22 protein-coding genes are annotated in these 26174 nt (G+C 29.6%); 14 read left to right on the top strand and 8 right to left on the bottom strand.

Going from position 1 to position 26174, the window contains the following annotated elements; genetic code table 11:
* Positions 1-189: 189 nt before the first annotated feature.
* The 4 genes from mdh to gyrB form a co-directional block, all read right to left on the bottom strand.
* Complete coding sequence (gene mdh / locus DS884_RS02255; protein WP_113785620.1) at positions 190-1116, bottom strand: malate dehydrogenase; 927 nt, start codon at positions 1114-1116, stop codon at positions 190-192.
* A 105-nt stretch (positions 1117-1221) separates the two neighbouring features.
* The gene (locus DS884_RS02260) at positions 1222-1971 is read right to left on the bottom strand and encodes a hypothetical protein (protein ID WP_093870541.1); all 750 of its coding nucleotides are present in this window, start codon (positions 1969-1971) and stop codon (positions 1222-1224) included.
* A 114-nt stretch (positions 1972-2085) separates the two neighbouring features.
* On the bottom strand, positions 2086-3126 hold the full coding sequence (locus DS884_RS02265) for a DUF6588 family protein (protein WP_113785621.1): 1041 nt from the start codon (positions 3124-3126) through the stop codon (positions 2086-2088).
* Between the two features lie 145 nt (positions 3127-3271).
* On the bottom strand, positions 3272-5209 hold the full coding sequence (gene gyrB, locus DS884_RS02270; RefSeq protein ID WP_093870543.1) for a DNA topoisomerase (ATP-hydrolyzing) subunit B: 1938 nt from the start codon (positions 5207-5209) through the stop codon (positions 3272-3274).
* Between the two features lie 496 nt (positions 5210-5705).
* On the opposite strand from gyrB, the gene DS884_RS02275 reads away from it, so the two are divergent.
* Positions 5706-6875, top strand: coding sequence for a DUF3103 family protein (locus tag DS884_RS02275; protein ID WP_113785622.1), 1170 nt, complete (start codon positions 5706-5708; stop codon positions 6873-6875).
* Positions 6876-6929: 54 nt separating this feature from the next.
* Here DS884_RS02275 and DS884_RS02280 read toward each other — a convergent pair whose 3' ends face one another.
* Positions 6930-7583 (bottom strand): LA_2272 family surface repeat-containing protein, encoded by a 654-nt coding sequence (locus DS884_RS02280; RefSeq protein ID WP_147239354.1) that lies wholly within the window; start codon positions 7581-7583, stop codon positions 6930-6932.
* Between the two features lies 1 nt (position 7584).
* On the bottom strand, positions 7585-8199 hold the full coding sequence (locus DS884_RS02285) for an outer membrane beta-barrel protein (protein ID WP_113785624.1): 615 nt from the start codon (positions 8197-8199) through the stop codon (positions 7585-7587).
* A gap of 111 nt (positions 8200-8310) precedes the next feature.
* On the opposite strand from DS884_RS02285, the gene DS884_RS02290 reads away from it, so the two are divergent.
* Positions 8311-9276 carry a hypothetical protein gene (locus tag DS884_RS02290; protein ID WP_113785625.1) on the top strand — a complete coding sequence of 322 codons (966 nt, stop codon included), beginning with the start codon at positions 8311-8313 and terminating at the stop codon, positions 9274-9276.
* A gap of 47 nt (positions 9277-9323) precedes the next feature.
* On the opposite strand, the gene asnB is transcribed toward DS884_RS02290, so the two are convergent.
* On the bottom strand, positions 9324-10985 hold the full coding sequence (gene asnB / locus DS884_RS02295) for an asparagine synthase B (RefSeq protein ID WP_093870547.1): 1662 nt from the start codon (positions 10983-10985) through the stop codon (positions 9324-9326).
* Between the two features lie 422 nt (positions 10986-11407).
* On the opposite strand from asnB, the gene DS884_RS02300 reads away from it, so the two are divergent.
* The 9 genes from DS884_RS02300 to recQ all read left to right on the top strand — a co-directional run bounded on the left by DS884_RS02300 (position 11408) and on the right by recQ (position 23428).
* Positions 11408-12799, top strand: a complete 1392-nt coding sequence (locus tag DS884_RS02300) for an anthranilate synthase component I family protein (RefSeq protein ID WP_113785626.1) — start codon at positions 11408-11410, stop codon at positions 12797-12799.
* An 82-nt stretch (positions 12800-12881) separates the two neighbouring features.
* Positions 12882-13457 (top strand): anthranilate synthase component II, encoded by a 576-nt coding sequence (locus DS884_RS02305; RefSeq protein WP_113785627.1) that lies wholly within the window; start codon positions 12882-12884, stop codon positions 13455-13457.
* Complete coding sequence (gene trpD / locus DS884_RS02310) at positions 13457-14446, top strand: anthranilate phosphoribosyltransferase (RefSeq protein ID WP_113785628.1); 990 nt, start codon at positions 13457-13459, stop codon at positions 14444-14446. The genes DS884_RS02305 and trpD overlap by 1 nt, the downstream gene beginning before the upstream one ends.
* Positions 14447-14533: 87 nt before the next feature.
* Entirely contained in the window at positions 14534-15322 is a 789-nt protein-coding gene (gene trpC / locus DS884_RS02315) for an indole-3-glycerol phosphate synthase TrpC (RefSeq protein WP_093870551.1), read from the top strand.
* A gap of 1 nt (position 15323) precedes the next feature.
* The gene (locus DS884_RS02320; RefSeq protein WP_113785629.1) at positions 15324-15944 is read left to right on the top strand and encodes a phosphoribosylanthranilate isomerase; all 621 of its coding nucleotides are present in this window, start codon (positions 15324-15326) and stop codon (positions 15942-15944) included.
* A gap of 30 nt (positions 15945-15974) precedes the next feature.
* The gene (gene trpB, locus DS884_RS02325) at positions 15975-17153 is read left to right on the top strand and encodes a tryptophan synthase subunit beta (protein WP_113785630.1); all 1179 of its coding nucleotides are present in this window, start codon (positions 15975-15977) and stop codon (positions 17151-17153) included.
* An 80-nt stretch (positions 17154-17233) separates the two neighbouring features.
* Positions 17234-18004, top strand: a complete 771-nt coding sequence (gene trpA, locus DS884_RS02330; protein ID WP_093870554.1) for a tryptophan synthase subunit alpha — start codon at positions 17234-17236, stop codon at positions 18002-18004.
* Positions 18005-18068: 64 nt separating this feature from the next.
* Positions 18069-21242, top strand: coding sequence for a S41 family peptidase (locus DS884_RS02335; protein ID WP_113785631.1), 3174 nt, complete (start codon positions 18069-18071; stop codon positions 21240-21242).
* A gap of 77 nt (positions 21243-21319) precedes the next feature.
* Positions 21320-23428 (top strand): DNA helicase RecQ, encoded by a 2109-nt coding sequence (recQ, locus tag DS884_RS02340; RefSeq protein ID WP_113785632.1) that lies wholly within the window; start codon positions 21320-21322, stop codon positions 23426-23428.
* Positions 23429-23439: 11 nt separating this feature from the next.
* Here recQ and DS884_RS02345 read toward each other — a convergent pair whose 3' ends face one another.
* Entirely contained in the window at positions 23440-24132 is a 693-nt protein-coding gene (locus tag DS884_RS02345; RefSeq protein WP_113785633.1) for a 2OG-Fe(II) oxygenase, read from the bottom strand.
* A 112-nt stretch (positions 24133-24244) separates the two neighbouring features.
* Between DS884_RS02345 and DS884_RS02350 the strand changes: the two genes are divergently transcribed.
* Genes DS884_RS02350 through DS884_RS02360 form a run of 3 tightly spaced genes read left to right on the top strand, consistent with a single transcriptional unit; the run spans position 24245 to position 26137 of the window.
* Positions 24245-24778 carry a DinB family protein gene (locus DS884_RS02350; RefSeq protein WP_113785634.1) on the top strand — a complete coding sequence of 178 codons (534 nt, stop codon included), beginning with the start codon at positions 24245-24247 and terminating at the stop codon, positions 24776-24778.
* 40 nt (positions 24779-24818) lie between these two features.
* Entirely contained in the window at positions 24819-25649 is an 831-nt protein-coding gene (locus DS884_RS02355; RefSeq protein WP_113785635.1) for a bifunctional helix-turn-helix domain-containing protein/methylated-DNA--[protein]-cysteine S-methyltransferase, read from the top strand.
* Positions 25650-25663: 14 nt separating this feature from the next.
* A complete protein-coding gene (locus DS884_RS02360; protein WP_113785636.1) occupies positions 25664-26137 on the top strand; it encodes a DUF1203 domain-containing protein in 474 nt (157 codons plus the stop codon).
* Positions 26138-26174 lie beyond the last annotated feature (37 nt).

Raw genomic sequence — 26174 nt, forward strand, 5'->3', positions numbered from 1 at the left:
AAAAAAGAAGTGGGAAAATTGCTATGAAAAACTATGAAAAAGAAACATAAGTTATGTTTCTCTTATCTTAAAGACGTTTGAAAATTAATAATCTTACAAAGAGAAGAAGATTTTAACGTTTTTTTATAAAAAAAAGCCTGAGTTTTTTAAACTCAGGCTTCAAATTAAAAATTTATTTTTAAAAGCTAATTAGAAAGATAACGCTTCGTTATTTTTCTTTACAGCTTCAGCAGAAGCAGTTAAATGTTCTTTTTCAGCATTGTCTAACTTAATTTCAACAATACTTTCAATTCCGCCTTTACCTAAAACAACAGGAACACCAATACATAAACCAGATAAACCATATTCACCATCTAATAAGGCAGAACAAGGGAATATCTTTTTTGTATCACATGCAATAGCTTGAACCATTCCAGAAACAGCAGCTCCTGGTGCATACCAAGCAGAAGTACCTAATAAACCAGTTAAAGTTGCACCTCCAACTTTAGTATCTTGTTTAACTTGTTCTAGTCTTTCTTCTGTTAAAAATTCAGATACTGGAACAGAATTTCTTGTAGCTAAACGAGTTAAAGGAACCATGCCTTTATCAGAGTGTCCTCCGATAACCATTCCATCAACATCAGATATAGGAGCTTCTAAAGCTTCAGCTAAACGGTATTTGAAACGAGCAGAATCTAAAGCACCACCCATTCCAATAATTCTATTTTTAGGTAAACCAGTTGCTTTGTGTACTAAGTAAGTCATTGTATCCATAGGATTAGATACAACAATAATAATAGTATTAGGAGATTGTTCAACTAAGCTAGCTGCAACAGTTTTTACAATACCTGCATTAATTCCTAACAACTCATCACGAGACATTCCTGGCTTACGAGCAATTCCAGAAGTAATAACGCAAATATCTGAACCAGCAGTTTTGCTATAATCTCCAGTAGTTCCAACTATTTTTGTATCAAAACTATTTAAAGAAGCAGTTTGCATTAAATCCATAGCTTTACCTTCTGCAAAACCTTCTTTAATATCAACTAAAACAACTTCTGAAGCGAAATTTTTAATAGCAATGTACTCTGCACAACTTGCGCCTACAGCACCTGCTCCTACAACTGTTACTTTCATTTTATATATTTTTTATTGAAAATTATTAATAAGATGCACAAAAATAGCTATTTGTATAAGTATAAAAAAGAAAAACCCATTGATATTTCAATGGGTTTTAGTTTTTTATTGTTTAGCTCTCATTTTGGTGTATTCAAGTATATATTCACTAAAATAACGCCATTTAATATCTTTTACTGGATACTTTTTCATGAACTCTTCGCAGTCTCCAAATAAACCTTCGTATCTCACTTTTAATTCTTTTTTACGAAGCCAAAATATAACTCCGTCCTTTTTTATATAGTATGATTTAGCAAGACCTCCAGCAACATTAAAACCAAACATACCTAATTTAGTTGTTTCTTTAGCTTTAGGGTCTCCGAAAACTTCAATATATTTACTAAAAGTAGGGTTTACTAATTGCATCATATATTCTTTTTCCTTTTTCCTGTTTTTAAGAGATACTTTCTGATTTTTAAAATAAATATATCCTTGGTTAATAACTTCGTTATCTAGGTCAGAACGTTCCCATTGTCTTACGTCATAAACATGCCTGAAAGATTTAGAAAGCTTTTCTAAACCTCCTGGGTATAAGTACATTTCTTTAATCTTTTCAGAATAAAATTTTAATTTTTTACGAGACTTTTCTTCTTTAATTTTAATATAATAAATCTGTCCCTTCTTTCTATCTACATCTTTTTTGTAACCTTCTATTTTTGTTCCATCTTTTAAGATTACTATAGATAGCTTTTTTCCAGAGTAACTATTGTATACTTTGTCGAATAGATCTTTTCCATTGATTGTTTTTTCTTCTTTTTTTTGGCTAAAACCAAATAAGCTTGTAAAAAAAAGTACTAATAAAATTTTTGTTTTCATATGTAGTATAAATTTTTGAAAGGCAAATGTACTTAATAAATGTTAAAAACTGTTAAAATAAAAACCTCATTGAATTTCAATGAGGCTAAATCTTGTTATGTAGGTTTTTTGATTTTATCTAAAACTAAAAGCAATACCAGCGTTTACTGTATTGTATTCTTGTAAAGAATAACTTCCAAAAATTTTAAAGAATCCTAAACTTACTCTTGCTCCAATTGTAGTATTGAAACTACTAGAATTAAATTTTAAACTAGGAGGTGTTAATGTTACTGTTTGTGTTCCTCCTGAAGAGTTGAAATTCCCTCTGAAGGTTCCGTTCATAGTTAAATTAGCATTACCAGTATTATAACCTAAACCACCAAAAATGTTTATGAATGGAAAATTTAAAGAAGCAATAGCTTGGAATGAAAAAGCAGATAAACCAAATTCTCCAACACCATTTTGAACTTCTAATGAACCAGTAGTTCCACTTCCAAAACCATAATTTACATCTAAATTAGAATAAGCAGCTAATAAAGAAACATGCAAGGGAAGTTTATCTAAAGGTCCAAACCAACTTGTGATTTCTTTTTTTAAACCAATTCCATACATACTAACTTTTGCTCCGTCATCACCAAATTTTGTTTCAGGAAAGAATCGAGCCATAACTTCAAATTTATAAGGTAATCCTAAACCTACTTGTACAGCAGGTGCTGGAACAGCTTTTAATGGTAAATCACCAATTATTCCTCCAGGTAATTCGAAATTAGCTGTTACTTGTTGGTTTGCTCCACCTACATCTATTGTTCTGGTAACTGTAAATGTTGTAGGAGTATCTGGACCTGCAAAAGTAGCTGCTGAGGTTGAAGTAGAAGTGATAGATGAACCTGCTCCTAAAGCGTTTTGAATGTTAAAAGTTTCTTTATCTGAAGGAATAAAACTAGCGTTTATACCTATTGTAATATCAAATCCGAATTTTTTATGAACTTTAGCTGTATGATACCATCCACTATTCATACTATTTATTAATCCTTCCATTCCAGGGTTGAAATATGCTTGGATTAGGTTACCGGCATCTTTTGTACTACCTAGAATAGCTTGTTCAAAACCATCTTGAGCTTTTGAACTTGTAATCATGGTAAAAACAGCTATAAAAATTAAAATACTTTTCTTCATTGTTTTACAGTTTTTGATTAGTATACGTGATTTTTAAATATAGCAAAAATATGTTAAATTACATTATACCTAGTATTAGGTAGTTTTTGATATAAAAAAAAGCTCTCATTGTGTATGAGAGCTTTTTGTATGATTATTTTTAAAATTATGCATCAATATTTGCATACTTTGCATTTTTTTCAATGAATTCTCTACGTGGTGGAACTTCGTCTCCCATTAACATAGAGAAAACTCTGTCAGCCTCAGTTCCACTGTCTATAACAACTTGACGTAGCGTTCTGAACTCTGGATTCATAGTGGTATCCCATAACTGTTCAGCATTCATCTCTCCAAGACCCTTATATCTTTGTATAGAAGCACCGCCACCTAATTTTTGAACAATTAAATCACGTTGGTTATCGTCCCAAGCATATTCTCTTTTTTGACCTTTTTTAACTAGGTATAAAGGAGGAGTAGCTATATAAATGTATCCTTGTTCCACCATGTCACGCATGTAACGGAAGAAGAAAGTTAATATTAAAGTAGCAATATGCGAACCATCTACATCGGCATCACACATAATCACTACTTTGTGGTAACGTAGTTTAGATAAATTTAAAGCACGAGGGTCTTCTTCTGTTCCAATAGATATACCTAAAGCAGTAAACATATTTTTGATTTCTTCATTCTCAAAAACTTTATGTTGCATTGCTTTTTCAACATTTAAAATTTTTCCACGAAGCGGTAAAATTGCTTGAAAGTTACGGTCTCGACCTTGTTTTGCAGTTCCTCCTGCCGAATCACCCTCAACTAAGAATATTTCACAAGCTGCAGGATCGGTTTCAGAGCAATCTGATAATTTACCAGGTAAACCGCCAATACTCATAACAGTTTTACGTTGCACCATTTCACGAGCTTTTCTTGCTGCATGACGTGCTTGAGCTGCTAAAATTACTTTTTGCACAATTGTTTTAGCGTCATTCGGATTCTCTTCCAAATAATCCGTTAACATTTCTGAAACTGCTTGTGATACGGCAGAAGTAACTTCTCTATTACCTAGTTTTGTTTTAGTTTGCCCTTCGAATTGAGGCTCTGCAACTTTTACAGAAACTATGGCGGTTAATCCTTCACGAAAGTCATCACCAGAAATTTCGAACTTTACATTTTTAAGTAAGCCTGATTCATCTGCGTATTTCTTTAATGTGTGAGTAAGTCCACGACGAAAACCAGATAAATGAGTTCCTCCTTCATGTGTATTAATGTTGTTTACATATGAATGTAGGTTTTCAGCATAAGAAGTGTTATATACCATTGCAACTTCTACAGGAATTCCATTTTTTTCACCTTCCATTGAAATAACGTTCGCAGTTAATTGCTCACGAGTACTATCTAAATATTTAATAAATTCAGGAAGTCCTTCAGTAGAATGAAATGTTTCATTAATAAAATTACCTTCATCATCTGTGTTACGTTTATCAGTTAAAGTGATAGTAATACCTTTGTTTAGGTAAGCTAGCTCACGTAAACGAGCTGATAATGTATCATAGTTGTATTCTGTTGTTTGTGCAAAGATTGATTTGTCTGGTAAAAAAGTAACAATGGTTCCAGTAAAATCTGTTTCCCCAATTGTTTTAACAGGGTACAATGTTTTACCTTTTGCGTATTCTTGCTGCCAAATTTTACCTTCTTTATGTACTGTTGCGGTTAAATGATCAGATAAAGCGTTAACACAACTTACACCGACACCATGTAAACCACCAGAAACCTTGTAAGAGTCTTTGTCAAACTTTCCTCCAGCTCCAATTTTAGTCATTACAACTTGTAATGCAGAAACACCTTCTTTTTTATGAATCCCAACAGGAATTCCACGACCATTATCTTTGGTTGTTATTGAATTATCTTCATTAATAGTAACTTCAATAGAATCACAATGTCCTCCCATTGCTTCATCAATAGAGTTATCTACTACTTCATATACTAAATGATGTAAACCTCTAACACCTACATCTCCAATATACATGGATGGACGCATACGAACATGCTCCATACCTTCAAGTGCCTGGATGCTATCGGCAGAATAATTATGTTTTTTTTCTTCGCTCATATTATTGAGTTAATTAATTAGTATCATTTTTTCAAAAAAATAACCGCATGAAGCGATTATGATTTCTACAAATTTACATTTTTTTAACTTTAAAATAAAGTTTTTAAGCTGTTTTGATTAAAAAATATTAACAATTGTGAATAGTAAAAAAATGCCTTAAAAGCTTTAAAAATGGGTTTATATTGAAAGAGAAAGTTTTTTTGTTCTTTTTTGTGAGTGTAAGAAGTAAAGAGTTTCTTAGGAGTGATATTTTGTGATTTTAAAAACAATGAAAAAATATTAATCAGTCGCTTTTAGCATTAAAAAAGTATTACTGATAAAAGGTAATATTAAAGTTGCATATTTTTAACCTTTTTGATGTTTATAGTGGTTTATTAATTGATATGTTTTCTTTTTGTTAATTTATTTTTAATAAATTAACATTTTTAACATAATTTATTGTGTTTTTTGTATGTTTGTTTGAAATAATAAATATTAATCAATAAATTTTTTAAAAATGAGAATCCCCCGTATTCTATTAAAGACATTATTAGTGTCTTTGTTAATTACAAGTTGTAACTCTTCAGATGAGTTAGTTGAAAACCAAGCGGTATTATTGGAGTCAAATTCGGTAAATAAAAAAGAAGTTACTTTTGAATTTATCGACTTGATGAAAAATAAGAGTTTTAAAAGTAAAACGCTTAACATGTTGTCAAGGCAAAAGCCGAGTGTTAAGATGTCTAATATTTTAGATGAAACTACTGGTTTATCTTTAAAAAGTGAGTCATTTAACAGGTTATCAACATTAACCAATAAGTTAGAAGAAAAAGCCGATTCAGATAATGCTCCTGATAAAATTGAAATATTAGAGGTATGGTTACATAACCCTAAAAAGGACATGAATGTTGATGAGTTATTGTTTTCATATGCGCCTAAAGGAAATGAAAAAGACTGGAAGGTAATTGAAGCTTTTACTATTAATAAAGAAGTAGTTTATCTAGATCCAAAAGAAGCACCAAATAGACCTGTTATAGTTATTGAAACGAATGGTTTTGAAACTTTAAAGAAAGAGGTTAAGTTTATGAATAGGTATCTTAGAGAACAAGGTGTTCAAAATAATAGATTTGATACTTCAAAATTAGATTTAAGAGCAACTTCTTCAAGGAATGCTGGTTTACAGACGACTAAATTAGATAAGATAAGATTAAATGATGATGAAGAGCCATGGATTAGTGGAGCTGCTGAAGTGTATGCTATTACTTCTGGAATAAAAGATGGTAATAACAAGCCTGAAATAAAAATAATACCTATGTATTATTTAGATTATGAAGATAAAGATTATTATCCTAATCAAATATTGTTATTTTGGGATGATTATAAGTATCAGGCTGCAAATATTCAGTTGTTTGAAAAGGATGACAATGTAAATTATAAAAGTTTAGTATCAACTATAGTTAGTGGTGTTTTTCAAATTATAGGAACAGTTTCAACTCAACCTTGGGTTAACGTTTTAGGGCAAGTAGCTGGAGCTATTATACAAGCAATGCCAGATAGTTGGTATACCAATAATGATGATTATGTAGATTCTTTTTATACAATTGAAAAGAATAAAAATTACAGAAATTATTATGGAGCTAGAGGAAATGCAAGAGTGAATTTATCACCATTTTTTGTTGCATCAAATTAATAGATTAGAATTAGTTGAAATTAAAAACTCCCTGTTTATCAGGGAGTTTTTTTGTTAGAAGTTCCAATTAATAAAAGGGAGTGTTCTTTTTTTATTTTTATTCCATAAGCCAATTTGTATACCTTTTAAGTTTTTTGTTTTATTGAATAAGCCAATTTGAATTCCGTTAATTTTTGTAGAATAATTCTCGAAAGAAATTTGAATACCATTAAAATTTTCACTGTACCCTCCATAAGGGCCTGAAATCATTATGCCATTACCTTTTTTAATCCCATTACCCCCAAAAGCTATCATTATACCGTTACCTTTTTCAATAGAATTTGTTAAGCCAGCTAATGAAATGCCATTTGAATGTTTAATATTATTCATAAATAATGTTGTAGAGATACCATATATATCTATTCCTTGAAAAGTGCCAGTAGATAAATTTATTCCGTATATTTTATGATTTACTTCTTGTATTTCAGGAACTTTTGAGGCTAAAAAATATAGAAAAGATAATGGGAATATTTCAAGTCTAACGCCATAAGTTCTATTAAGATTTTTATAATTTGACTGAGTAGGATAAAAGCCTAAAGAAAGGCCGTATACATCTGAGTTTTTTTCATGTTGAGTTCCTATTAATGGCCTGAATTTTCTTTTTTGAGCGTAGGTATTATTGCCTACTAAAAATAAAATAATAAGGGAAATAGTAAAAATAACCTTCATGTTAATTAAGTTTATATTTAAAACCAATGTTAATTTGTGATATTTCTGGCCATCTTCTAGTAGCTATAATTCCTTTTCTATCAGTTTTTCCACCACCAAAACCAAAATATTCAGCATTTATATAGATACTATTTTTTGAATTTATAGTGTAGGATAGCCCCATACCTATTCCCATATTAATATAAATGTCATTTTTGTGTTTTTTTATATTTTCCGTTTTAATGTATTTGTCATTTAAAGTGAAGTTTAATGCTGGTCCGATTGTAAAATTAAAGGCAATTCTTTTAAAAAATAATTTGTTTTGGAGTTTATACATTATAGGTATAGATACTATAGAGCTTGTGTATGAAATGAAATAAGAAGATGTTAAACTGAAGAAACTTTTAGAATTATTTATGCGTTCACTATGTATATTTGCATGACCATATTTAAGTCTAAGGTTTATTGAGCTTTTTTTACTTACAAAATATTCTAGCCCAATTCCTACATTTATGTTGTTTTTACTACCAGATTTTTCAAGACCAGTTTCTATTAAAAGGGCAATGTTTTTTTTTTGTTGTGCATTTATACAAACGCTAAAAAAAATAAAGGATAAATAAAAAAGTTTAATTTTCATAAGTCTAATATTTATAATTTTAAGTAAATTTATTGTGATTAATGTTTTTTAAGAAAGATAAATCACAACTCGAATTGTTTTATTTTGTGATTTTCACAAAAAAAATATATTATGTATCAAGAAAAGTTATTTGAGAAAATAAAAGAAAAGTTGAATGGAAAGTCATTGAATGAGGTACTTTCTGGTGTACTAAACATTAGTTATGATGCGGCACATCGAAGAACTAGTTTAAAAAGTAAAATGTCTTTAAATGAAAGTGTTATAGCTGCTAAATATTTTGGGTTGTCAATTGATTCACTTATTGGCGAGGTTCATAAAAGTTATGTTTCAGTAGAGAAAACTATTCAAATAAAAAACGAAAAAAACTTAGAACAATATTTTGAAGATTCTTATGAGTCACTTCGATTAATCGTCGATCGGAAAGATTTTCATTTATTCTATTCAGCAAAAGATTTACCTATTTTTCATCTATTGAAAGGAAATTTATTGAGCAGATTTAAAATATATGTTTGGTTAAAGTTGTTAGATAAAAGTTTTAGAAATTTACCTTTTAAAGCTTTTCATCCGAAGTTGTCAACCATGCAAAAAGCTAAAAAATTAGGAAGTATATATCAAGGAGTGAATGTTTCTGAGATTTGGGATACTACTACAATTAATAGTACTTTAAAGCAGATTCATTTTTATTATAAAGCTGGTCAAGTATCTTTTTCAATAGCATTAGAGTTGTGCAATGAATTAAAGCTGTTATTAGATGAGTTATCTGAAAAAGTTGTATCAAAAAAAAATGTGTTTAACTTATATTATAATGAACTTTTATTGATGAATAATAATGTATTTGTTTTTAATAAAGAAAAACAAATGTTATTTGTTCCAAATTCAATGTTGTCTTATTTTAAAACAACCGATAAAGAAACTTGTTATGAAGCTCAAAGTTATTTTAGAAAACAAATTAAGCACTCTAAACTGTTAAATACTTCAGGAGAAAAAGAACAGAATCAGTTTTATAATAAAATGATGGAAAAGGTGAATGTTCTTATCAAGTTAATAGAAGCTGAAAACTTTTTGGATTTTGAATAAAAAAAACCTCATTGAAATGAGGTTTTTAACACAACTAAAAATGCTATTTAATAAGCATCTTCATGCACTGCTTTAATGGCTCTTCCACTAGGTTCATTTACGTTTTGAAAACTTGCATCCCAAGCTAATGCAGTAGGCGTGCTACAAGCAATAGAAGGTACAGATGGTACAGTTAAAGCAGCAGTTTCACTAGAAAAATGTTCTTCAAAAATAGAACGGTAATAATATTCTTCTTTAGCTCTTGGAGTTTGCATAGGAAACCTATGAGAAGCATTGTCCATCATTGTTTCAGTAACAGCTGCATCAACAACTTCTTTTAAACTGTCAATCCAGTTATATCCAACTCCGTCAGAAAATTGTTCTTTTTGTCTCCAAGCAACACTTTCAGGTAAATAACTTTCAAAAGCTTTTCGTAAAACCCATTTTTCCATTCGTTCTCCATTAATCATTTTGTCTTCAGGGTTTATACGCATGGCAACATCCATAAATTCTTTATCTAAAAAAGGAACACGACCTTCAATACCCCAAGCCATTAAACTTTTGTTGGCTCTTAAGCAGTCGTACTGATATAGCTTATCTAGCTTACGAACTGTTTCTTTATGGAATTCTTCAGCACTAGGAGCTTTATGAAAATATAAGTACCCGCCAAAAATTTCATCGGCACCTTCGCCAGATAACACCATTTTAATTCCCATCGATTTTATTACACGGGCAAGTAAATACATAGGAGTTGAAGCTCGAATTGTTGTAATATCGTAAGTTTCTAAGTTGTAAATAACATCACGAATAGCGTCTAGTCCTTCTTGAACAGTAAAAGTTACTTCATGATGAATTGTACCAATATGTTCAGAAACCTCTTTAGCAGCGGCTAAGTCAGGAGATCCTTCTAAACCAATAGAAAAAGAATGCAATTGAGGGTACCAAGCTTCATCTTTATCACCAGATTCTATACGTTTAGAGGCGTATTTTTTTGCAACAGCAGAGGTTATTGATGAGTCTAAACCACCTGAAAGTAATACACCATAAGGTACGTCGCTCATTAATTGTCTATGAATAGCAGCTTCTAAAGAGTCTCGAATTTCGTCAATACTTGTTTGGTTATCTTTAACAGCTTCATATTCTAGCCAATCACGAGAGTACCAGCGTTGTAAACCACCTTCTCTTGTATAATAGTGTCCTGGAGGAAAAACTTCTATTTTATTACAATAGCTTTCAAGGGCTTTTAATTCAGAAGCGACATAAAAAGTTCCCTTTTTATCCCACCCCATATATAAAGGAATGATTCCCATATGATCTCTAGCTATTAAATATTCATCTGTAGCAGTATCATATACGGCAAAACCAAAAATTCCATTTAAATCATCTAAAAAGTGTTCACCTTTTTCTTTATATAATGCAAGAATCACTTCACAGTCAGATTGTGTTAAAAACTCATGACTCTCTTTTAGTTCCTTCTTTATTTCCTTGTGGTTGTATATTTCACCATTGGCAGCTAAAACAAATCTTTTATCTTTACTAAATAAAGGTTGTTGTCCAGATGTTGGATCAACAATAGCTAAACGTTCATGGGTCATAATAGTTTTATTATCACTATAAATACCACTCCAATCTGGGCCACGATGCCTAATTTTTTTAGCCATTTCTAATAACTGAGGTCTTAAAACTTCTGATTTATCTTTTAAATCAAAGGCACATACAATTCCACACATAATCTTATATCATTTTAATATTTTAATATTCTTTAACTACTAATTAATAACTATTTAAAAAGTTATTGTTTTAATTGATGATACAAACAACGTGATAAACTTTATTTTTTAAAACTAAAATGATTAATATGGTTTTATATTTTTAAATATTTGATATTTTTTGTTTTAAAATGCAACTTTTGTTTGGTTTTTAGATTTTAAAAATTGTTTTTTTATAGTTTTATAAAAATAAATTGAAATAAAAATTTGGATTATTAAAAATGTATTATAAATTTGCCATATCATGACAATACAAAATAACATATGGTGGTGGAACTCTCTTAACTCAAATTAAGTGGGCAATAACCTGTATATGTAAAATATAAATTAGAAAAGGCTTATCTCACGATAAGCCTTTTTTGTTTTTAACAACACAACTAAAAATGAAACAAACAGAATATACTACTATATCTAAAAAACAATTAGCAGATACGGTTACACCAGTAGGACTGTATTTAAGATTAAGAGATAAATACTCAAACACATTGTTATTAGAAAGTTCTGATTATCATAGTAAAGAAGAAAGTTATTCTTTTATATGTGTGGACCCTTTAATTACTATGAAAGCTAATAAAAATAAGTTTTCTGTTTCTTTAAAGGGAAAAGAAGTAAGTAGCGAACCCATTGACGGAAATTTTAATAATTTATTTAATCAGTTTACAGAAACGATTAATTTAAAATGTGATGATACTATAAAATCATTTAATGGATTATATGGGTATACTACTTATGATAGTGTTCAGTATTTTGAAACAATTAAATTAAATGTAAAAGACGCTCCTTCTGCAATTCCAATGATGCAGTATAGTTTCTATAAATTTATTATAGCAATCAATCATTTTAATGATGAAATGATATTAATTGAGAATATAAAAGAAAGTGAGACGTCAAGAATACAAGAAATAGAAACGATAATAAAATCTCAAGCATTTAATACTCAGGATTTTGAGATAGATGGTGAAGAAACTTCAAACTGTACCAATGAAGATTTTAAAGAGTATGTAAGAAAAGCAAAAGCACATTGTAAAAGAGGAGATGTTTTTCAATTAGTATTATCACGACAATTCCAACAAAAATTTAAAGGAGATGAGTTTAATGTATATAGAGCTTTACGATCTATTAATCCATCACCATATTTGTTTTATTTTGATTATGGAAGCTTTAAGTTAATGGGGTCTTCTCCAGAAGCACAAATTAAGATTAATGAAGGGAAAGCTATTATAAATCCAATAGCAGGAACTTTTAGAAGAACAGGAGATATGGCCGAAGATATTAAGCTTGGTAAAAAATTATCTGAAGATAAAAAAGAAACTGCTGAACACGTAATGTTAGTAGATTTAGCTCGAAATGATTTAAGTAAGCATGCAGATAATGTTAAAGTAGATGTTTTTAAAGAAGTACAATATTTTAGCCATGTTATCCATTTAGTATCTACAGTACAAGGAAAAATAAAAGGAAACCCAATTAAAATAGTTGGAGATACATTTCCTGCAGGAACATTGAGTGGAGCGCCTAAATATAAAGCAATGCAATTAATTGATACTTATGAAAATCAATCACGTGGATTTTATGGAGGAGCAGTTGGTATTATAGGTTTAAATGGTTCTGTAAATTTAGCTATTGCAATACGTTCATTTGTAAGTAAACAAAATGTATTGTATTTCCAAGCTGGAGCAGGAATTGTAATTCATTCAAATGAGGAAAATGAACTACAAGAAGTAAATAATAAATTAGCGGCGTTGAAGAAGGCGTTACTGTTAGCAGAAGAAATATAAAATATAAATGAGATGTTAGTATTTTTAAAAGAAGTTTAATTATTTTCTTTATACTACTATCTCTACTTTTAATACTCAGATTATGAAGATATTAATATTAGATAATTACGATTCGTTTACCTATAATTTAGTACATATGGTGGAAGATATTACAGGGCAGTTACCAGATGTGTATCGTAATGATGAAATAGCAATTAAAGACATTGAAAAATATAATGTAATTATATTATCTCCTGGACCAGGAATACCAAATGAAGCTGGTATTTTAAAAGAAGTTATAGCTACTTATGCAGGAAGAATACCAATTTTTGGGGTGTGTTTGGGGTTACAAGCAATAACAGAAGTTTTTGGAGGTCAAATAGAGAACATGGGAGAAGTATTTCATGGTGTTGCAACTGAAATGAAAGTAGTTGATTCAAAAGCAACTATTTTTAAAGGTATTTCAGAAAAATTTGAAGCAGCTAGGTACCATTCTTGGATTGCTTCTAAAGAAAATTTTCCACGAACGATAGCTATCACAGCTGTTGATGAAGAAGGAGAAATTCAAGCTATTCAACATAAAGAGTTTAATGTTTCTGCGGTTCAGTTTCATCCTGAGTCAATTTTAACAGAAGTAGGAGAACAAATTGTAAGAAACTTTTTAGAAAACGTACAGTAATGAAGGAAATACTAAACGAATTATATCAGCATAAACGTTTATCTAAGCAGCAGGCTAAAGAGGTACTTATTGCAATAGCTAAAGAAAACTATAATGAAGCACATTTAGCTTCTTTTTTAACTGTTTTTATGATGCGTCCAATTACCGTTAATGAATTAGCAGGTTTTAGAGAAGCATTATTAGAATTAGCTATAAAAGTAGATTTATCAGATTATAATACTATTGATATTGTAGGTACTGGTGGAGATGGAAAAGATACTTTTAACATTTCTACTTTAACATCATTTGTAGTAGCAGGTACAGGACAAAAAGTAGCTAAGCATGGTAATTATTCAGTTTCTTCCACATCAGGATCATCTGATATGCTGGAAAGTTTTGGCTATGAATTTACAAATAATGAGGCAATATTGAAGTCTCATTTAGAAAAAGCGAATATTTGTTTTTTACATGCTCCAAAGTTTCATCCGGCAATGAAGGCGGTTAGTCCAGTAAGAAAAGCATTGAAGTTAAAAACATTTTTTAACATGCTTGGGCCATTAGTAAATCCAAGTTCGCCACAAAATCAATTATTAGGAACTTTTAATTTAGAAGTGGCTCGTTTGTATAATTATATTTTACAAGAAGAAGGTACAAACTATGGAATTGTTCATGCATTAGATGGATATGATGAAATATCATTAACAGGAGGGTTTAAACTCTTTACCAAAAAAGGAGAAGAGTTAATAACCCCTCAAGATTTAAATCAGAACACATTATTACAATCAGATATTTATGGAGGTGATTCTGTTGAGGCAGCAGCAAAAATATTTAAAGCCATTTTAAATGGAGAAGGAACAGTAGCACAAAATAATGTGGTTTTAACTAATGCTGCTTTTGCATTGACTATAGTTGATGATAAAAAAAGTTTCGAGGATGCTTTTGAAGAGGCAAAGAGTTCATTGATGGGAGGTAAAGCAAAAGAATGTTTAAATATATTAATTAGAAGTTAGGATATAAATATAAAATGTCATTTGAAATTTAGAAAAGAGAGTATAATTAGACGATAACTATGTTTGATTTGACAGAAAGAAAAAAGTATGACAATATTAGATAAAATAGTAGCATTTAAGAAGAAGGAAGTAGCCAAGATAAAGGCTGAAATTCCCGTAAAAAAATTAGTTGAAAGTCCTAATTTTAAAAACACACCACTATCATTAAAAAAATCATTAACAGATTCTTTTTCAACTGGTATTATAGCAGAGTTTAAAAGGCAATCACCATCAAAAGGGGTAATTAATGACAAAGCAACAATATTAGAAGTTACAAAAGGATATTTAGATGCTAATGTTGCTGCGCAGTCTATATTAACAGATACATCGTTTTTTGGGGGAACAATGGCTGATTTAATGGAGGCAAGAACATTAAATCAACAAAAACCAATTTTGCGTAAAGATTTTGTAGTTGATGGGTTTCAAATTGTAGAAGCAAAAGCAATAGGAGCAGATGCTATACTTTTAATAGCAACTTGTTTAACTGCTCAAGAACTAAAAAATTATGGACAATTAGCAACAGACTTAGGTTTAGAGGTTTTATATGAGGTTCATACACAGGAGGATTTAGAAAAAATTAGTGATTTAGACAATAAAATTATAGGAATCAATAATAGAAATTTAAAAACTTTTGAGGTAGACTTAGAGCACTCAATAGCGTTGGCAAATCAAATACCTTCAAGTGCAGTAAAGGTATCTGAAAGTGGAATTTCTGACCCTAGAATTATTACTGGATTAAAAGAATATGGATTTCAAGGTTTTTTAATAGGAGAAAACTTTATGAAAACAGAAAATCCAGGACAAGCTTGTCAAGAGTTTATTAGTCAAATTCGATAGTATGAAGCTGAAAGTTTGTGGAATGAAGTATGTAGAAAATATTAAGCAAGTAGTAGAAGTTAATCCAGACTATTTAGGCTTTATTTTTTATGAAAAATCTCAAAGAAATTTTGAAGGAATAATTCCTGAAATTCCTAAAAGTATTAAAAAAGTAGGAGTATTTGTAAATGAGTATTTAGAAATATTGGTTTCATTAATTGAAGAATACAAATTAGAAGTTGTTCAATTACATGGTGATGAATCTGTAGCATACATTAAAGAGTTAAAGAAGCATTTACCAAAAGTAAAAATTATAAAAGTTTTTGGAATTAAAAATGAATTTGAGTTTAAAACTTTACTTCCTTATGAAGAGTATGTAGATTATTTTTTATTTGATACTAAAGGAAAAGAAAGAGGAGGAAATGGAATAACGTTTAATTGGAGTGTATTAAAAAAATATAACTCAACAAAGCCATATTTATTAAGTGGAGGAATAGGTTTAGAAGAAGTAAATGATGTAAAGGCATTTTTAAAAACTCCACAAGCAAAATACTGTGTTGCTTTAGATGTAAATAGCAAGTTTGAAACAGCACCAGGAAAGAAATCAATTGATAAATTAAAGAAATTTAAAAACAAATTTTAGTTAATAACTAAAATAAACAACACAACAACAATGAAATTTCAACCAGATGAAAATGGGTATTACGGGCAGTTTGGAGGAGCTTTTGTTCCTGAGTTGTTATATCCAAATGTAAAAGAGTTAGAAGATAATTATATAGATATTATTAATTCTGAAGCATTTCAAAAAGAGTATAAAGATTTATTAAAACACTATGTAGGTCGTCCAAGTCCTTTGTATTTAGCTAAGCGATTGTCAGAAAAATATGGAGCTACTATTTATTTAAAACGTGAAGACTTAAATCACACAGGAGCCCATAAAGTTAATAATACAATTGGGCAAATTTTAATTGCAAAGCAATTAGGTAAAACTAAAATTATAGCAGAAACAGGTGCTGGACAGCATGGTGTAGCATCAGCAACAGTTTGTGCATTAATGGGGTTAGAATGTATTGTTTTCATGGGAGAAATAGACATTAAACGTCAAGCACCAAATGTAGCTCGAATGAAAATGCTAGGAGCTAAAGTAATTCCTGCCACCAGTGGAAGTAAAACATTAAAAGATGCCACCAACGAAGCTATTCGTTATTGGATTCAACATCCAGAGACCTATTATTTAATTGGTTCTGTTGTAGGGCCACATCCATATCCTGATATGGTAGCACGATTGCAAGCAGTGATTTCTGAAGAAATGAAAATACAGTTAAAAGAACAAACAGGGAAAGAAAACCCAGATGCTATTATAGCTTGTGTTGGAGGAGGAAGTAATGCTGCTGGGGCTTTTTATCATTACTTAGAAGATTCATCAGTAGAATTAATAGCTGTTGAAGCAGCTGGTTTAGGAGTTGATTCAGGAGAAAGTGCGGCAACTTCTCAATTAGGTGAAGTAGGAGTTATTCATGGAAGTAAAACTATTTTAATGCAGGATGAGTACGGGCAAATTGAAGAACCATATTCAATTTCAGCAGGATTAGATTATCCTGGTGTTGGTCCGTTGCATGCTTTTTTACATGAAACTAAGCGAGCAAAGTTTATGAACGCTACTGATAAAGAAGCATTAGATGCAGCTTATGAACTAACAAAAATAGAAGGAATTATACCAGCGTTGGAAACTGCGCATGCATTAGCAGTATTAGCTAAAATGGATTTGAAAAAAGATCAAACCATAGTAATTAATCTTTCTGGTAGGGGAGATAAAGATTTAGAAACATATATTAAACATTTGGAAGAATAGTAACTAAAAAAATGTAATCTAGAAATTTTTAAAAAGATAACTAAATTATATTATTCATAGGTACAATATATACAGATATAATGAATTCAATACAAAATATATTTAATCAGAAAGATAAAGACTTATTGTCTATTTTCTTTACAGCTGGCTTTCCTAAGCTTAATGACACTTCAAAAATAATAGAAGAGTTGGAAGCTAATGGAGTTGATTTTATAGAAGTAGGGTTACCTTACTCTGATCCATTAGCTGATGGACCAACCATTCAGCATAGTAGTTCTGTTGCTTTAAATAATGGAATGAATCTAGATGTAGTTTTCGAACAATTAGAAGCGATAAAAGATACTAATAAAACACCTTTAGTATTAATGGGCTATGTAAATCAAATTATTAAATATGGAGAAGAAGCTTTCTGTCAAAAAGTAAAGGATTGTGGTATAGATACTATTATCATTCCAGATTTACCAATGGTAGAATATGAGAACCATTATCAAGATTTATTTAAAAAATATGGAATTAGTAATGTGTTTTTAATAACACCTAATACATCTCAAGAACGTATTAAAAAGATAGATAGTTTAACTGATACTTTTATATATGTAGTGGCGTCAGCATCAATAACTGGGGCTAAAGGTGAAGTTTCTGAAAAACAGGTAGCTTATTTTAATAGAATAAAAGCAATGGAATTAAAAAGTAAATTAATTGTGGGCTTTGGTATTTCAGATAATAAAACTTTTACAACTGCTTGTAGATATGCAAATGGAGCAATTATAGGTTCTGCATTTATAAAAGAGTTAGATAAACATTCTATTAACGGAATAGCAAGTTTTGTGAAAACTGTTAAGAATTGTTAATGTATTATTAAATATTATTAAATTATTGGTTAATAAGGTAATTTAGTAGCATAATTTATAACTTATGCTTACTAAAAAAATAATATTAATAGTTACTTTAATGCTTACGGGCATTATTGCGGCGCAAACAACGCTAATACGTCAACCAAAAATTAGCCCAGATGCTTCTCAAATGGCTTTCAGTTATTATGGAGATATCTGGGTATATAATTTTTCTACAAAACAAGCTAATAGATTAACTGTACATCAGGGGTATGAAGGAAATCCAGTGTGGAAATCTAATGGAAAGGAGTTAGCTTTTTCGTCTAACAGAGCTGGTAATACTAATGTTTTTACTATTCCAGTAACAGGTGGAGTACCTAAGCAATTAACATATTACCCAACAACCAATACGCCAACAAGTTGGAATACAAAAGGAAATATTGTATTTACTACTAAAAGAGTATTTGCAGGACCGGAATGGGATGCTCAAATATATTCAGTAAATGAAAAAGGAGAAACTCCGCAACGATTATTAACAGCTTATGGAAGCATGGCTTCAGTTTCTCCAAATGGAAAATTGATAGCTTATGTAAAAGGAGCATGTAGAATAGCAAGAGAAGATTATTCAGGATCTGCTCAAAGAGATATTTGGATTTATAATACCCAAACTAAAAAATATCATCAAATAACAACAAGTAATAAAAATGATCATTCCCCTGTATGGGATGCTGCCGGTAATTTGTACTTTATAGGCGCAAAAAGTGGTCGTTATAATATATATAAACAACGTATTTCTTCAGAAGGAAAAAAAGAAGGAGTAGCATTAGCAATTACTAAGCAAAAAAATAATGGAGTTCGTTCTTTTTCTGTGAGTAATAATGGAAGTATTATATATGTTTCAGGAGTAGACACATATAAAATAGAAAATGGTAATAGAAAGAAGTTAGCATTATCATTACCTTCAGATAATCGTTTTTACTCCGAAGAAACAAAAAGAGTAAGTAGTAATATTCGAAATTATGCAATTTCGCCTGATGCAAAACAAGTAGCATTAGAAATAAACGGTGAAATATTTGTTAAGGAAAATAATAAAGATAAAAAAAGATCTAACAATATAAGTAAACATTCGTTTAGAGACAAACAACCACAATGGATAGATAACAAAACAGTATTATTTATTTCTGATAGAGATGGACATTTTGAAATTTATAGTGCCACTTCGTCTGATACCTTAGTTGGATTAAATAGAAGTTTGAAAATTAAAATATCTAAGTTAACAAATAGTAAAACTGATATTGAAAATATTATAGTATCTCCAAATAGAAAAAAAATAGCATATCAAGTTGGAAGAGGAACTTTAATGATTGGAGATATTAAAAAAGGAACAATAAAAAACTCACAAGTATATTCTGATATTTGGTCAGCTGCTGAAGATTTATCGTGGAGCCCTGATAGTAAATACATCGCATATTCACAAGAAGACTTAAATTTTGATAGTGAAATTTACATTCAATCAATTGAAGATAAAACTAAAAAAATGAATGTGAGTATGCATCCAAGAAGTGATAGGAGTCCAAAGTGGAGTGCAGATGGAAAGAAATTAGCTTTTTTATCAAATAGAAGTGGAATTAATTATGACGTTTGGATGGTTTGGTTACAGAAAGAAGATTGGGAAAAAACAAGAATAGATCACGAAGAGGGTGACTATTATAAAAAAGAAAAAGCTAAGAAAACTCCAAAAAAGAAAGGGAAGAAAAGTAAAAAGTCAAAAAAGAAGGAGGTAAATGTAAAAATAGATGAAAACAAAATATATAATCGTTTAGTACAAGTAACTTGGTTATCTGATGATGAATACAGTGTAGTATTTAGCCCAGATAGTAAATTTATTTATTTCTCGGCAACTAACCCTGGAACTCAAAAAAGGAATTTATATAAAGTAAAATGGGACGGTAGTAAACCTAAATCAATTAGAGGATCAGCAAGAGCGGGTGACTTTACTGAAGTTAAAGGGAAAATTTATTTTACAGCATCTGGTCGTTTAAAACAATTAAACGCTAAATCTGATAAAATTAAATCTCTACCACATACAGCTACTTATACTACCAATTTTAAAAAAGAAAATGAGCAGGTTTTTAATGAAGGAATCCGTGCATTGACTGCAGGTTTTTATGATCCTGAATTTCATGGATATAATTGGAGTTCTTTAGTAAAAAAATACAAGCCATGGGTTTTATCAGCTACTACTCAGCAAGATTTTTCATACATGTATAATTTACTATTAGGACAATTGAATGCTAGTCATATGGGATACCGTTCAGGAAATCCTGAAAAAATAAAAAGTGATAATGTAGGCTTGTTAGGCTTAGATGTTTCTAACACAAATAAAGGAGTACGCGTAAATTATATTTTACCAAATTCTGTAGCAAATAAAACTAAGAGTACATTAAAAGTAGGCGATGTTATTACTGCTGTTAATGGACAGAAAATTAGTAAAACAACTAATTTTTATAGTTTAATGAAAAATACAAGAAACAACGAAATATTATTAACATTAGCAAATTCAAAAGATCTTATACTTAGACCGCAACGATCATTAAGAAATTTACAGTATGAAGAATGGGTTAATTCACGTAAAAAATTAGTAGAAAAGTATTCAAACGGTAAGTTAGGATATATTCATATTCAAGGAATGAATATGACTAGTTTTGAACGATTTGAACGTGAGTTAAAAGCTAGTGGGTATGGTAAAAAAGGAATTGTAATTGATGTTAGATATAATGGAGGTGGTTGGACTACTGATCGCTTAATGGCTGTATTGAATGTAAAACAACATGCATACACTGTTCCAAGAGGAGCTACAAAAAGTTTAAAAAATCACACAAAATTCACAAAGAATTACCCATTTAATGAAAGAGCAATTTTATCTGTAAATACAAAACCAGTAGTTGCTTTATGTAATGAGAATAGTTATTCGAATGCAGAAATATTTTCACATGCATTTAAAAACTTAGGATTAGGTAAGTTAGTTGGACAACCAACATTTGGTGCCGTAATATCTACAGGAGGTAGAGGATTACAAAACGGATTTATAAGAATGCCTTTTAGAGCATGGTATGTTAAAGATTCAGGTAAAAATATGGAGAATGAAGCTCCAGCTACACCAGACTTTTTAATTAAAAATTTTCCAGGATGGAAAAGTCGTGGAGAAGATGAGCAGCTTAAAAAAGCTGTAGAAGTATTATTAAATGATATTTAAAAAATATTTCAAAACCTACTACACTTTAAAACGAAGATATTGCATCTTCGTTTTTTTTTATACTTATTTTTGCGATTATGGAGCACGAGATAGCAGAACAAGTATTGTTAGAAAAACTAAAATCTAATTTTGGATATGATAGTTTTCGATTACAACAGCAAGAAATTATTGAAAATATTTTAGCTAAAAATGATACTCTGGTTATCATGCCTACTGGAGGGGGAAAATCTATTTGTTTTCAATTACCTGCTTTATTTTTTGAAGGAATTACTATTGTTATTTCTCCATTAATAGCTTTAATGAAAGATCAAGTAGATAGTTTAAAAGCAAATGGAATTGCAGCATCATATTATAATAGTAGCCAATCTACAGAAGAACAGGAAAAAGTATTTGATGAGGTAGTTACTAAGAAAATTAAATTGTTATATGTTGCTCCAGAGAGTTTAGGTTTATTACAAAATATTTTAAATAAAAGCTATGTAAGTTGTATTGCTATTGATGAAGCTCATTGTATTTCAGCTTGGGGACACGATTTTAGACCTTCTTATAAACAATTATCTTTTTTTAAAAAATCGTTACCAGATGTTCCAATTGTAGCTTTAACTGCTACAGCAGATAAAGCAACTCAAGAAGATATTTTAAAACAACTAGCAATTTCTCATGCTACTAAATATATAAGTTCTTTTAATAGAGAGAATATTAGTTTAGAAGTAAGACCAGCAAATGATAGGGTACAACAAATCATTAAATTTATAAATAAAAAGCCTAACGAGGCGGGTATTATTTATTGTTTGAGTAGAAAAGCTACTGAACAATTAGCTAGTAAATTAAAACAAAATAATATTGATGCGAAAGCATATCATGCAGGATTACCATTTGAAGAAAGAGCAAAAACACAAGAAGCTTTTATAAAAGATAATTGTGAAGTTATTTGTGCAACAATAGCTTTTGGAATGGGAATAGATAAATCAAACGTACGTTGGGTTATACATTATAATATGCCTAAAAATATAGAAGGATATTATCAAGAAATAGGACGCTCTGGGAGAGATGGCTTACCTGCAAAAGCATTATTATTTCATAGTTATGCAGATGTAATTCAGCTACGACAATTTATAGAAAATACTGGGAATAAAGAAGTACAAGAAGCAAAATTAGATAGAATGAAACAGTTTGCAGAAGCTACTGTATGTAGGAGAAAAATATTGCTTAGTTATTTTGGAGAATTAATTGAAAATAATTGTGGAAACTGTGATGTTTGCAAAAATCCACCTCAGTTTTTTGACGGTACTGTAATTGCACAAAAAGCTCTATCGGCTATTTATAGATTAGGTGAAAAAGAAGCAATGGGTACAGTGATAGATGTACTAAGAGGTGCAAAAAATGCTACTGTATTAGATAAAAATTACCAGTATTTAAAAACTTACGGTGTAGGAAATGATATTTCTTGGAAAGATTGGCAACATTATTTAATTCAATTAGTAAATCAAGGTTATAGTCAAATAGCATTTCATTTAAACAATACGTTACAATTAACCGATTTTTCTAAAAAAGTTCTTTTTAATGGAGAAAAAGTACAATTAACTACTCCAGTAGAAATTAAAAAAGAAGAAAAAACAACAATTACTAAAACAAGAAAAAGAGCAATAAAAGACACTTTGTTTGAAAGGTTAAGAAAATTACGTTATCGTATATCAGAAGAAGAAAATATCGCTGCATATTTAGTTTTTAATGATGCTACTTTAAAAGAGATTGAAAGAGAAAGGCCTAGAACAGATGAAGAGTTTTTAACTATAAGTGGAGTAGGGCAACGAAAATTAGAAGTATATGGAGGTGAATTTATAGAAGAGATTAAAAATTTTTTAAAGGAAAAAAAGAAAACTAAAAAGGATACTACTCTTGAGACATATAAGTTATACAAGGAAGATTTTACCATTGAAGAAATAGCGGAAAGTCGAAAGTTAAAGCCAGCTACTATATTTTCACATTTATCTAAGTTATATTTAGAAGGAAAGGATGTTAGTTTAGATGAATTTACTACGCCTGAAGTAATAAAGTTGGTTGCAAATGCCAAAAAGGTATTAAAAAATGAAATGACTTTAAAACCTTACTTTGAGTTTTTAGAGGAAAAAGTACCTTATGAACAAATTAGAGTGGCGTTAACTATTTTGCAGAAAAAAAGATAATATTAAATTAATTATTTAATGTTGTTTCCAATAGGAGAACTCAGAAATCCAACTGCAATAAATCGACCATCGGAAAAATCATCTGAGTCTGATTTAACTTTAGTTATTCCATGGAAAGTTTCTGATGCAAATATGATTAGTGAATTATTTTCAAAGTCAATAGTGAAAAGAGGGGGATTATTATATCTTTCTGGAGAGCTAGTATCTGTTTTGAATACCTGAAGATCTCCACCTTTAAATACTTTAGGAATACTATTGAAATAATAAAGAATTGAAATTTGGTATTGTCCATTTGTTGAATCAGCGTGTGGGGCTCCATAATGACCATCTGAACAATTAACAAAGGTTAAAGGAATTTTTGTAACAGGAAAAGGATTGATGTCAAGTGTGTTAAATATAGAAGGAAGTTGTTTAATAATTTGTTTATTAAGAGTATTATAAGCTTTTTGAGTTAAGGCACCAATTAAATTATTATTGCTTTTTGAACCTAGTTCTAAAAATGTTGATGTTTTAGTATCCGATCCTGGGAATTCATAGCTTTTAAAGTTTTTTTCTTCTTTACATATTGAATTATAAAGAACCTCATTATTTTTTTTTGATAAAAAATGAGATATACGCAAAACTTTTGTTTCTCCACACTTTATCAATGATATGTTATCCGTTTGTGTAATAATCGTTTTATAACTACTTTCTTTATCTTTCATATTCCATTTATATTTAGTGTAAATTTATTCAAATTATATATAGTTAATAATATTTAATTTGATTAAAAATTAAACAAGATTAAGTGAAGTATAAGTATTAAAAATTAAATAAATGATAAAAAAAATAGAGTTTCCATTACCTAATGAATACCCAGCTTATGCTGAAATGTATATGAAATTAGTAAAAAAAGATGGAAGTCTTATTGAACAATTAAAATTAAGTTTACATCAAACAAAAAAGCTAATTAATAATTTATCAAACGAAAAACTAGATTTTAAATATGCAGAAAATAAGTGGTCAGTAAAAGAAGTTTTGGTCCATATAATTGACGATGAAAGAATATATGGGTATAGGGCTCTTTCTTTTGCTAGAAATGATAAAACTAACCTTCCTGGTTTTGAACAAGAAGATTATAATTTTAATTCAGATACTTCAGAAAGAACAATTGAAAGTATTCTAGAAGAATATGAGGCATTAAGATTATCAACAATAGCATTATTTAAAGGTTTGTCAGATAAAGCATTGAAACGTATAGGAGTAGCAAATGGAAACCAAGCGAGCGCAAGGGCTTTAGGATATCATATTCTAGGGCACGATTTACATCATATTAAAATAATTAAAGATTTATACTTAAACAAGCAATAATCGGATTGAAATAAGAAGAGAATAAACTAAACTTTGTAGTATGGAAAACAAGTACCATTTTGATGTAATTACGAAGGCTATTTATTTTATTAAAAAATTTAGAAGCGAACAGCCGTCGCTAGAAGAAATTGCAAATCATGTTAATTTGAGCAAGTACCATTTTCAGCGAGTTTTTAAAAAGTGGGTTGGAATTAGTCCTAAAGATTATCTTCAGTATTTAACAATTGAGAAAGCTAAAAGTTCTTTAAGAAAAGGGCAGAGTACATTAGAAACTTCTTATAGTGTTGGGTTATCAGGAAATAGTAGATTACATGATTTATTTGTTAAAATTGAAGCGTGTACTCCTGGAGATTTTAAAAAAAGAGGTAAGGATTTGAAAATATATTATGGAGAGATTGAAACACCTTTTGGAATGGCTACAGTAGCTGAAACAGAAATTGGTATTTGTAGTTTTTCATTTGATCTTTTAAGTATAGATAAATTTAAAAAAGAATATTCAGAAGCTATTTTTATAAATAAAACACTTAATAATGCATTGTCTTTACAATCATATTTTAAACAATGGGAAATACCTAATACACCAATTAGTTTAGATTTAATAGGATCACCATTTCAAATTCAAGTATGGAAAGCACTATTACAAATACCTTCATCTAACTTACTTGCTTATCAAAACATTGCAGCAATGATTAATAAGCCTAAAGCTGTTAGAGCTGTTGGTACCGCAATTGGTAAAAACCCAATAGCTTATTTAATACCCTGTCATAGGGTTATTAAAAGTGATGGTAATATGGGTAATTATAGATGGGGAACTGAAAGAAAAATAGCAATTAATACTTATGAATCAATTAAATTAAACGATTTAGAGTAATAACAATTGAGAGTATGAATAACAATTTTAAAATAGAAGCAATTGAAAATAATTTTAATGAATTATTTAACTTAAGTAAAGAAGAACTATTTCTAAAAGGTATAGTTAAAATAGTTGTTGATGAAAAGCCAGGTTTTCCATGTAGAGTTACTCTTAAAGATGCAGAAATAGGAGAAGAAGTTTTATTATTATCTTTTAAATACCACAATGTGAATTCACCCTATAAGGCAAGTGGTCCTATTTTTATTAGAAAGAATTCAAAAAAAGTTAATTTAAAGATTAATGAAGTACCTCAAATACTTTTTGAGCGATTACAATCTGTAAGGGTTTATGATAAGAACGGAATGATGATAGATGCTAAAATACTTGAAGGGAGAGAGATGGAAAGAGAAATAAAGAAAACCTTTAACAATACCTTAGTTAGTTATATACAAGTTCATAATGCCAATCCGGGTTGTTATAACTGTCAAGTAAATAGAGTTCTATAAAACAAGTTTAAATATATAAAAGGTATTAGTAAGCAAT

It is taken from the genome of Tenacibaculum sp. E3R01 (genome assembly GCF_003318185.1).
Classification (GTDB): Bacteria; Bacteroidota; Bacteroidia; order Flavobacteriales; family Flavobacteriaceae; genus Polaribacter; species Polaribacter halocynthiae.

Bases quoted from the DNA above. Each gene is read 5' to 3' on its own strand.
- DS884_RS02285 (WP_113785624.1), bottom strand. From the start codon at position 8,199: ATGAAAATTAAACTTTTTTATTTATCCTTTATTTTTTTTAGCGTTTGT.
- DS884_RS02320 (WP_113785629.1), top strand. From the start codon at position 15,324: ATGAAGCTGAAAGTTTGTGGAATGAAGTATGTAGAAAATATTAAGCAA.
- trpD (WP_113785628.1), top strand. From the start codon at position 13,457: ATGAAGGAAATACTAAACGAATTATATCAGCATAAACGTTTATCTAAG.
- DS884_RS02355 (WP_113785635.1), top strand. From the start codon at position 24,819: ATGGAAAACAAGTACCATTTTGATGTAATTACGAAGGCTATTTATTTT.
- DS884_RS02345 (WP_113785633.1), bottom strand. From the start codon at position 24,132: ATGAAAGATAAAGAAAGTAGTTATAAAACGATTATTACACAAACGGAT.
- DS884_RS02305 (WP_113785627.1), top strand. From the start codon at position 12,882: ATGAAGATATTAATATTAGATAATTACGATTCGTTTACCTATAATTTA.
- asnB (WP_093870547.1), bottom strand. From the start codon at position 10,985: ATGTGTGGAATTGTATGTGCCTTTGATTTAAAAGATAAATCAGAAGTT.
- trpA (WP_093870554.1), top strand. From the start codon at position 17,234: ATGAATTCAATACAAAATATATTTAATCAGAAAGATAAAGACTTATTG.
- mdh (WP_113785620.1), bottom strand. From the start codon at position 1,116: ATGAAAGTAACAGTTGTAGGAGCAGGTGCTGTAGGCGCAAGTTGTGCA.
- DS884_RS02280 (WP_147239354.1), bottom strand. From the start codon at position 7,583: ATGAAGGTTATTTTTACTATTTCCCTTATTATTTTATTTTTAGTAGGC.
- DS884_RS02300 (WP_113785626.1), top strand. From the start codon at position 11,408: ATGAAACAAACAGAATATACTACTATATCTAAAAAACAATTAGCAGAT.
- trpB (WP_113785630.1), top strand. From the start codon at position 15,975: ATGAAATTTCAACCAGATGAAAATGGGTATTACGGGCAGTTTGGAGGA.
- DS884_RS02335 (WP_113785631.1), top strand. From the start codon at position 18,069: ATGCTTACTAAAAAAATAATATTAATAGTTACTTTAATGCTTACGGGC.
- trpC (WP_093870551.1), top strand. From the start codon at position 14,534: ATGACAATATTAGATAAAATAGTAGCATTTAAGAAGAAGGAAGTAGCC.
- DS884_RS02265 (WP_113785621.1), bottom strand. From the start codon at position 3,126: ATGAAGAAAAGTATTTTAATTTTTATAGCTGTTTTTACCATGATTACA.
- DS884_RS02260 (WP_093870541.1), bottom strand. From the start codon at position 1,971: ATGAAAACAAAAATTTTATTAGTACTTTTTTTTACAAGCTTATTTGGT.
- DS884_RS02290 (WP_113785625.1), top strand. From the start codon at position 8,311: ATGTATCAAGAAAAGTTATTTGAGAAAATAAAAGAAAAGTTGAATGGA.
- recQ (WP_113785632.1), top strand. From the start codon at position 21,320: ATGGAGCACGAGATAGCAGAACAAGTATTGTTAGAAAAACTAAAATCT.
- gyrB (WP_093870543.1), bottom strand. From the start codon at position 5,209: ATGAGCGAAGAAAAAAAACATAATTATTCTGCCGATAGCATCCAGGCA.
- DS884_RS02360 (WP_113785636.1), top strand. From the start codon at position 25,664: ATGAATAACAATTTTAAAATAGAAGCAATTGAAAATAATTTTAATGAA.
- DS884_RS02275 (WP_113785622.1), top strand. From the start codon at position 5,706: ATGAGAATCCCCCGTATTCTATTAAAGACATTATTAGTGTCTTTGTTA.
- DS884_RS02350 (WP_113785634.1), top strand. From the start codon at position 24,245: ATGATAAAAAAAATAGAGTTTCCATTACCTAATGAATACCCAGCTTAT.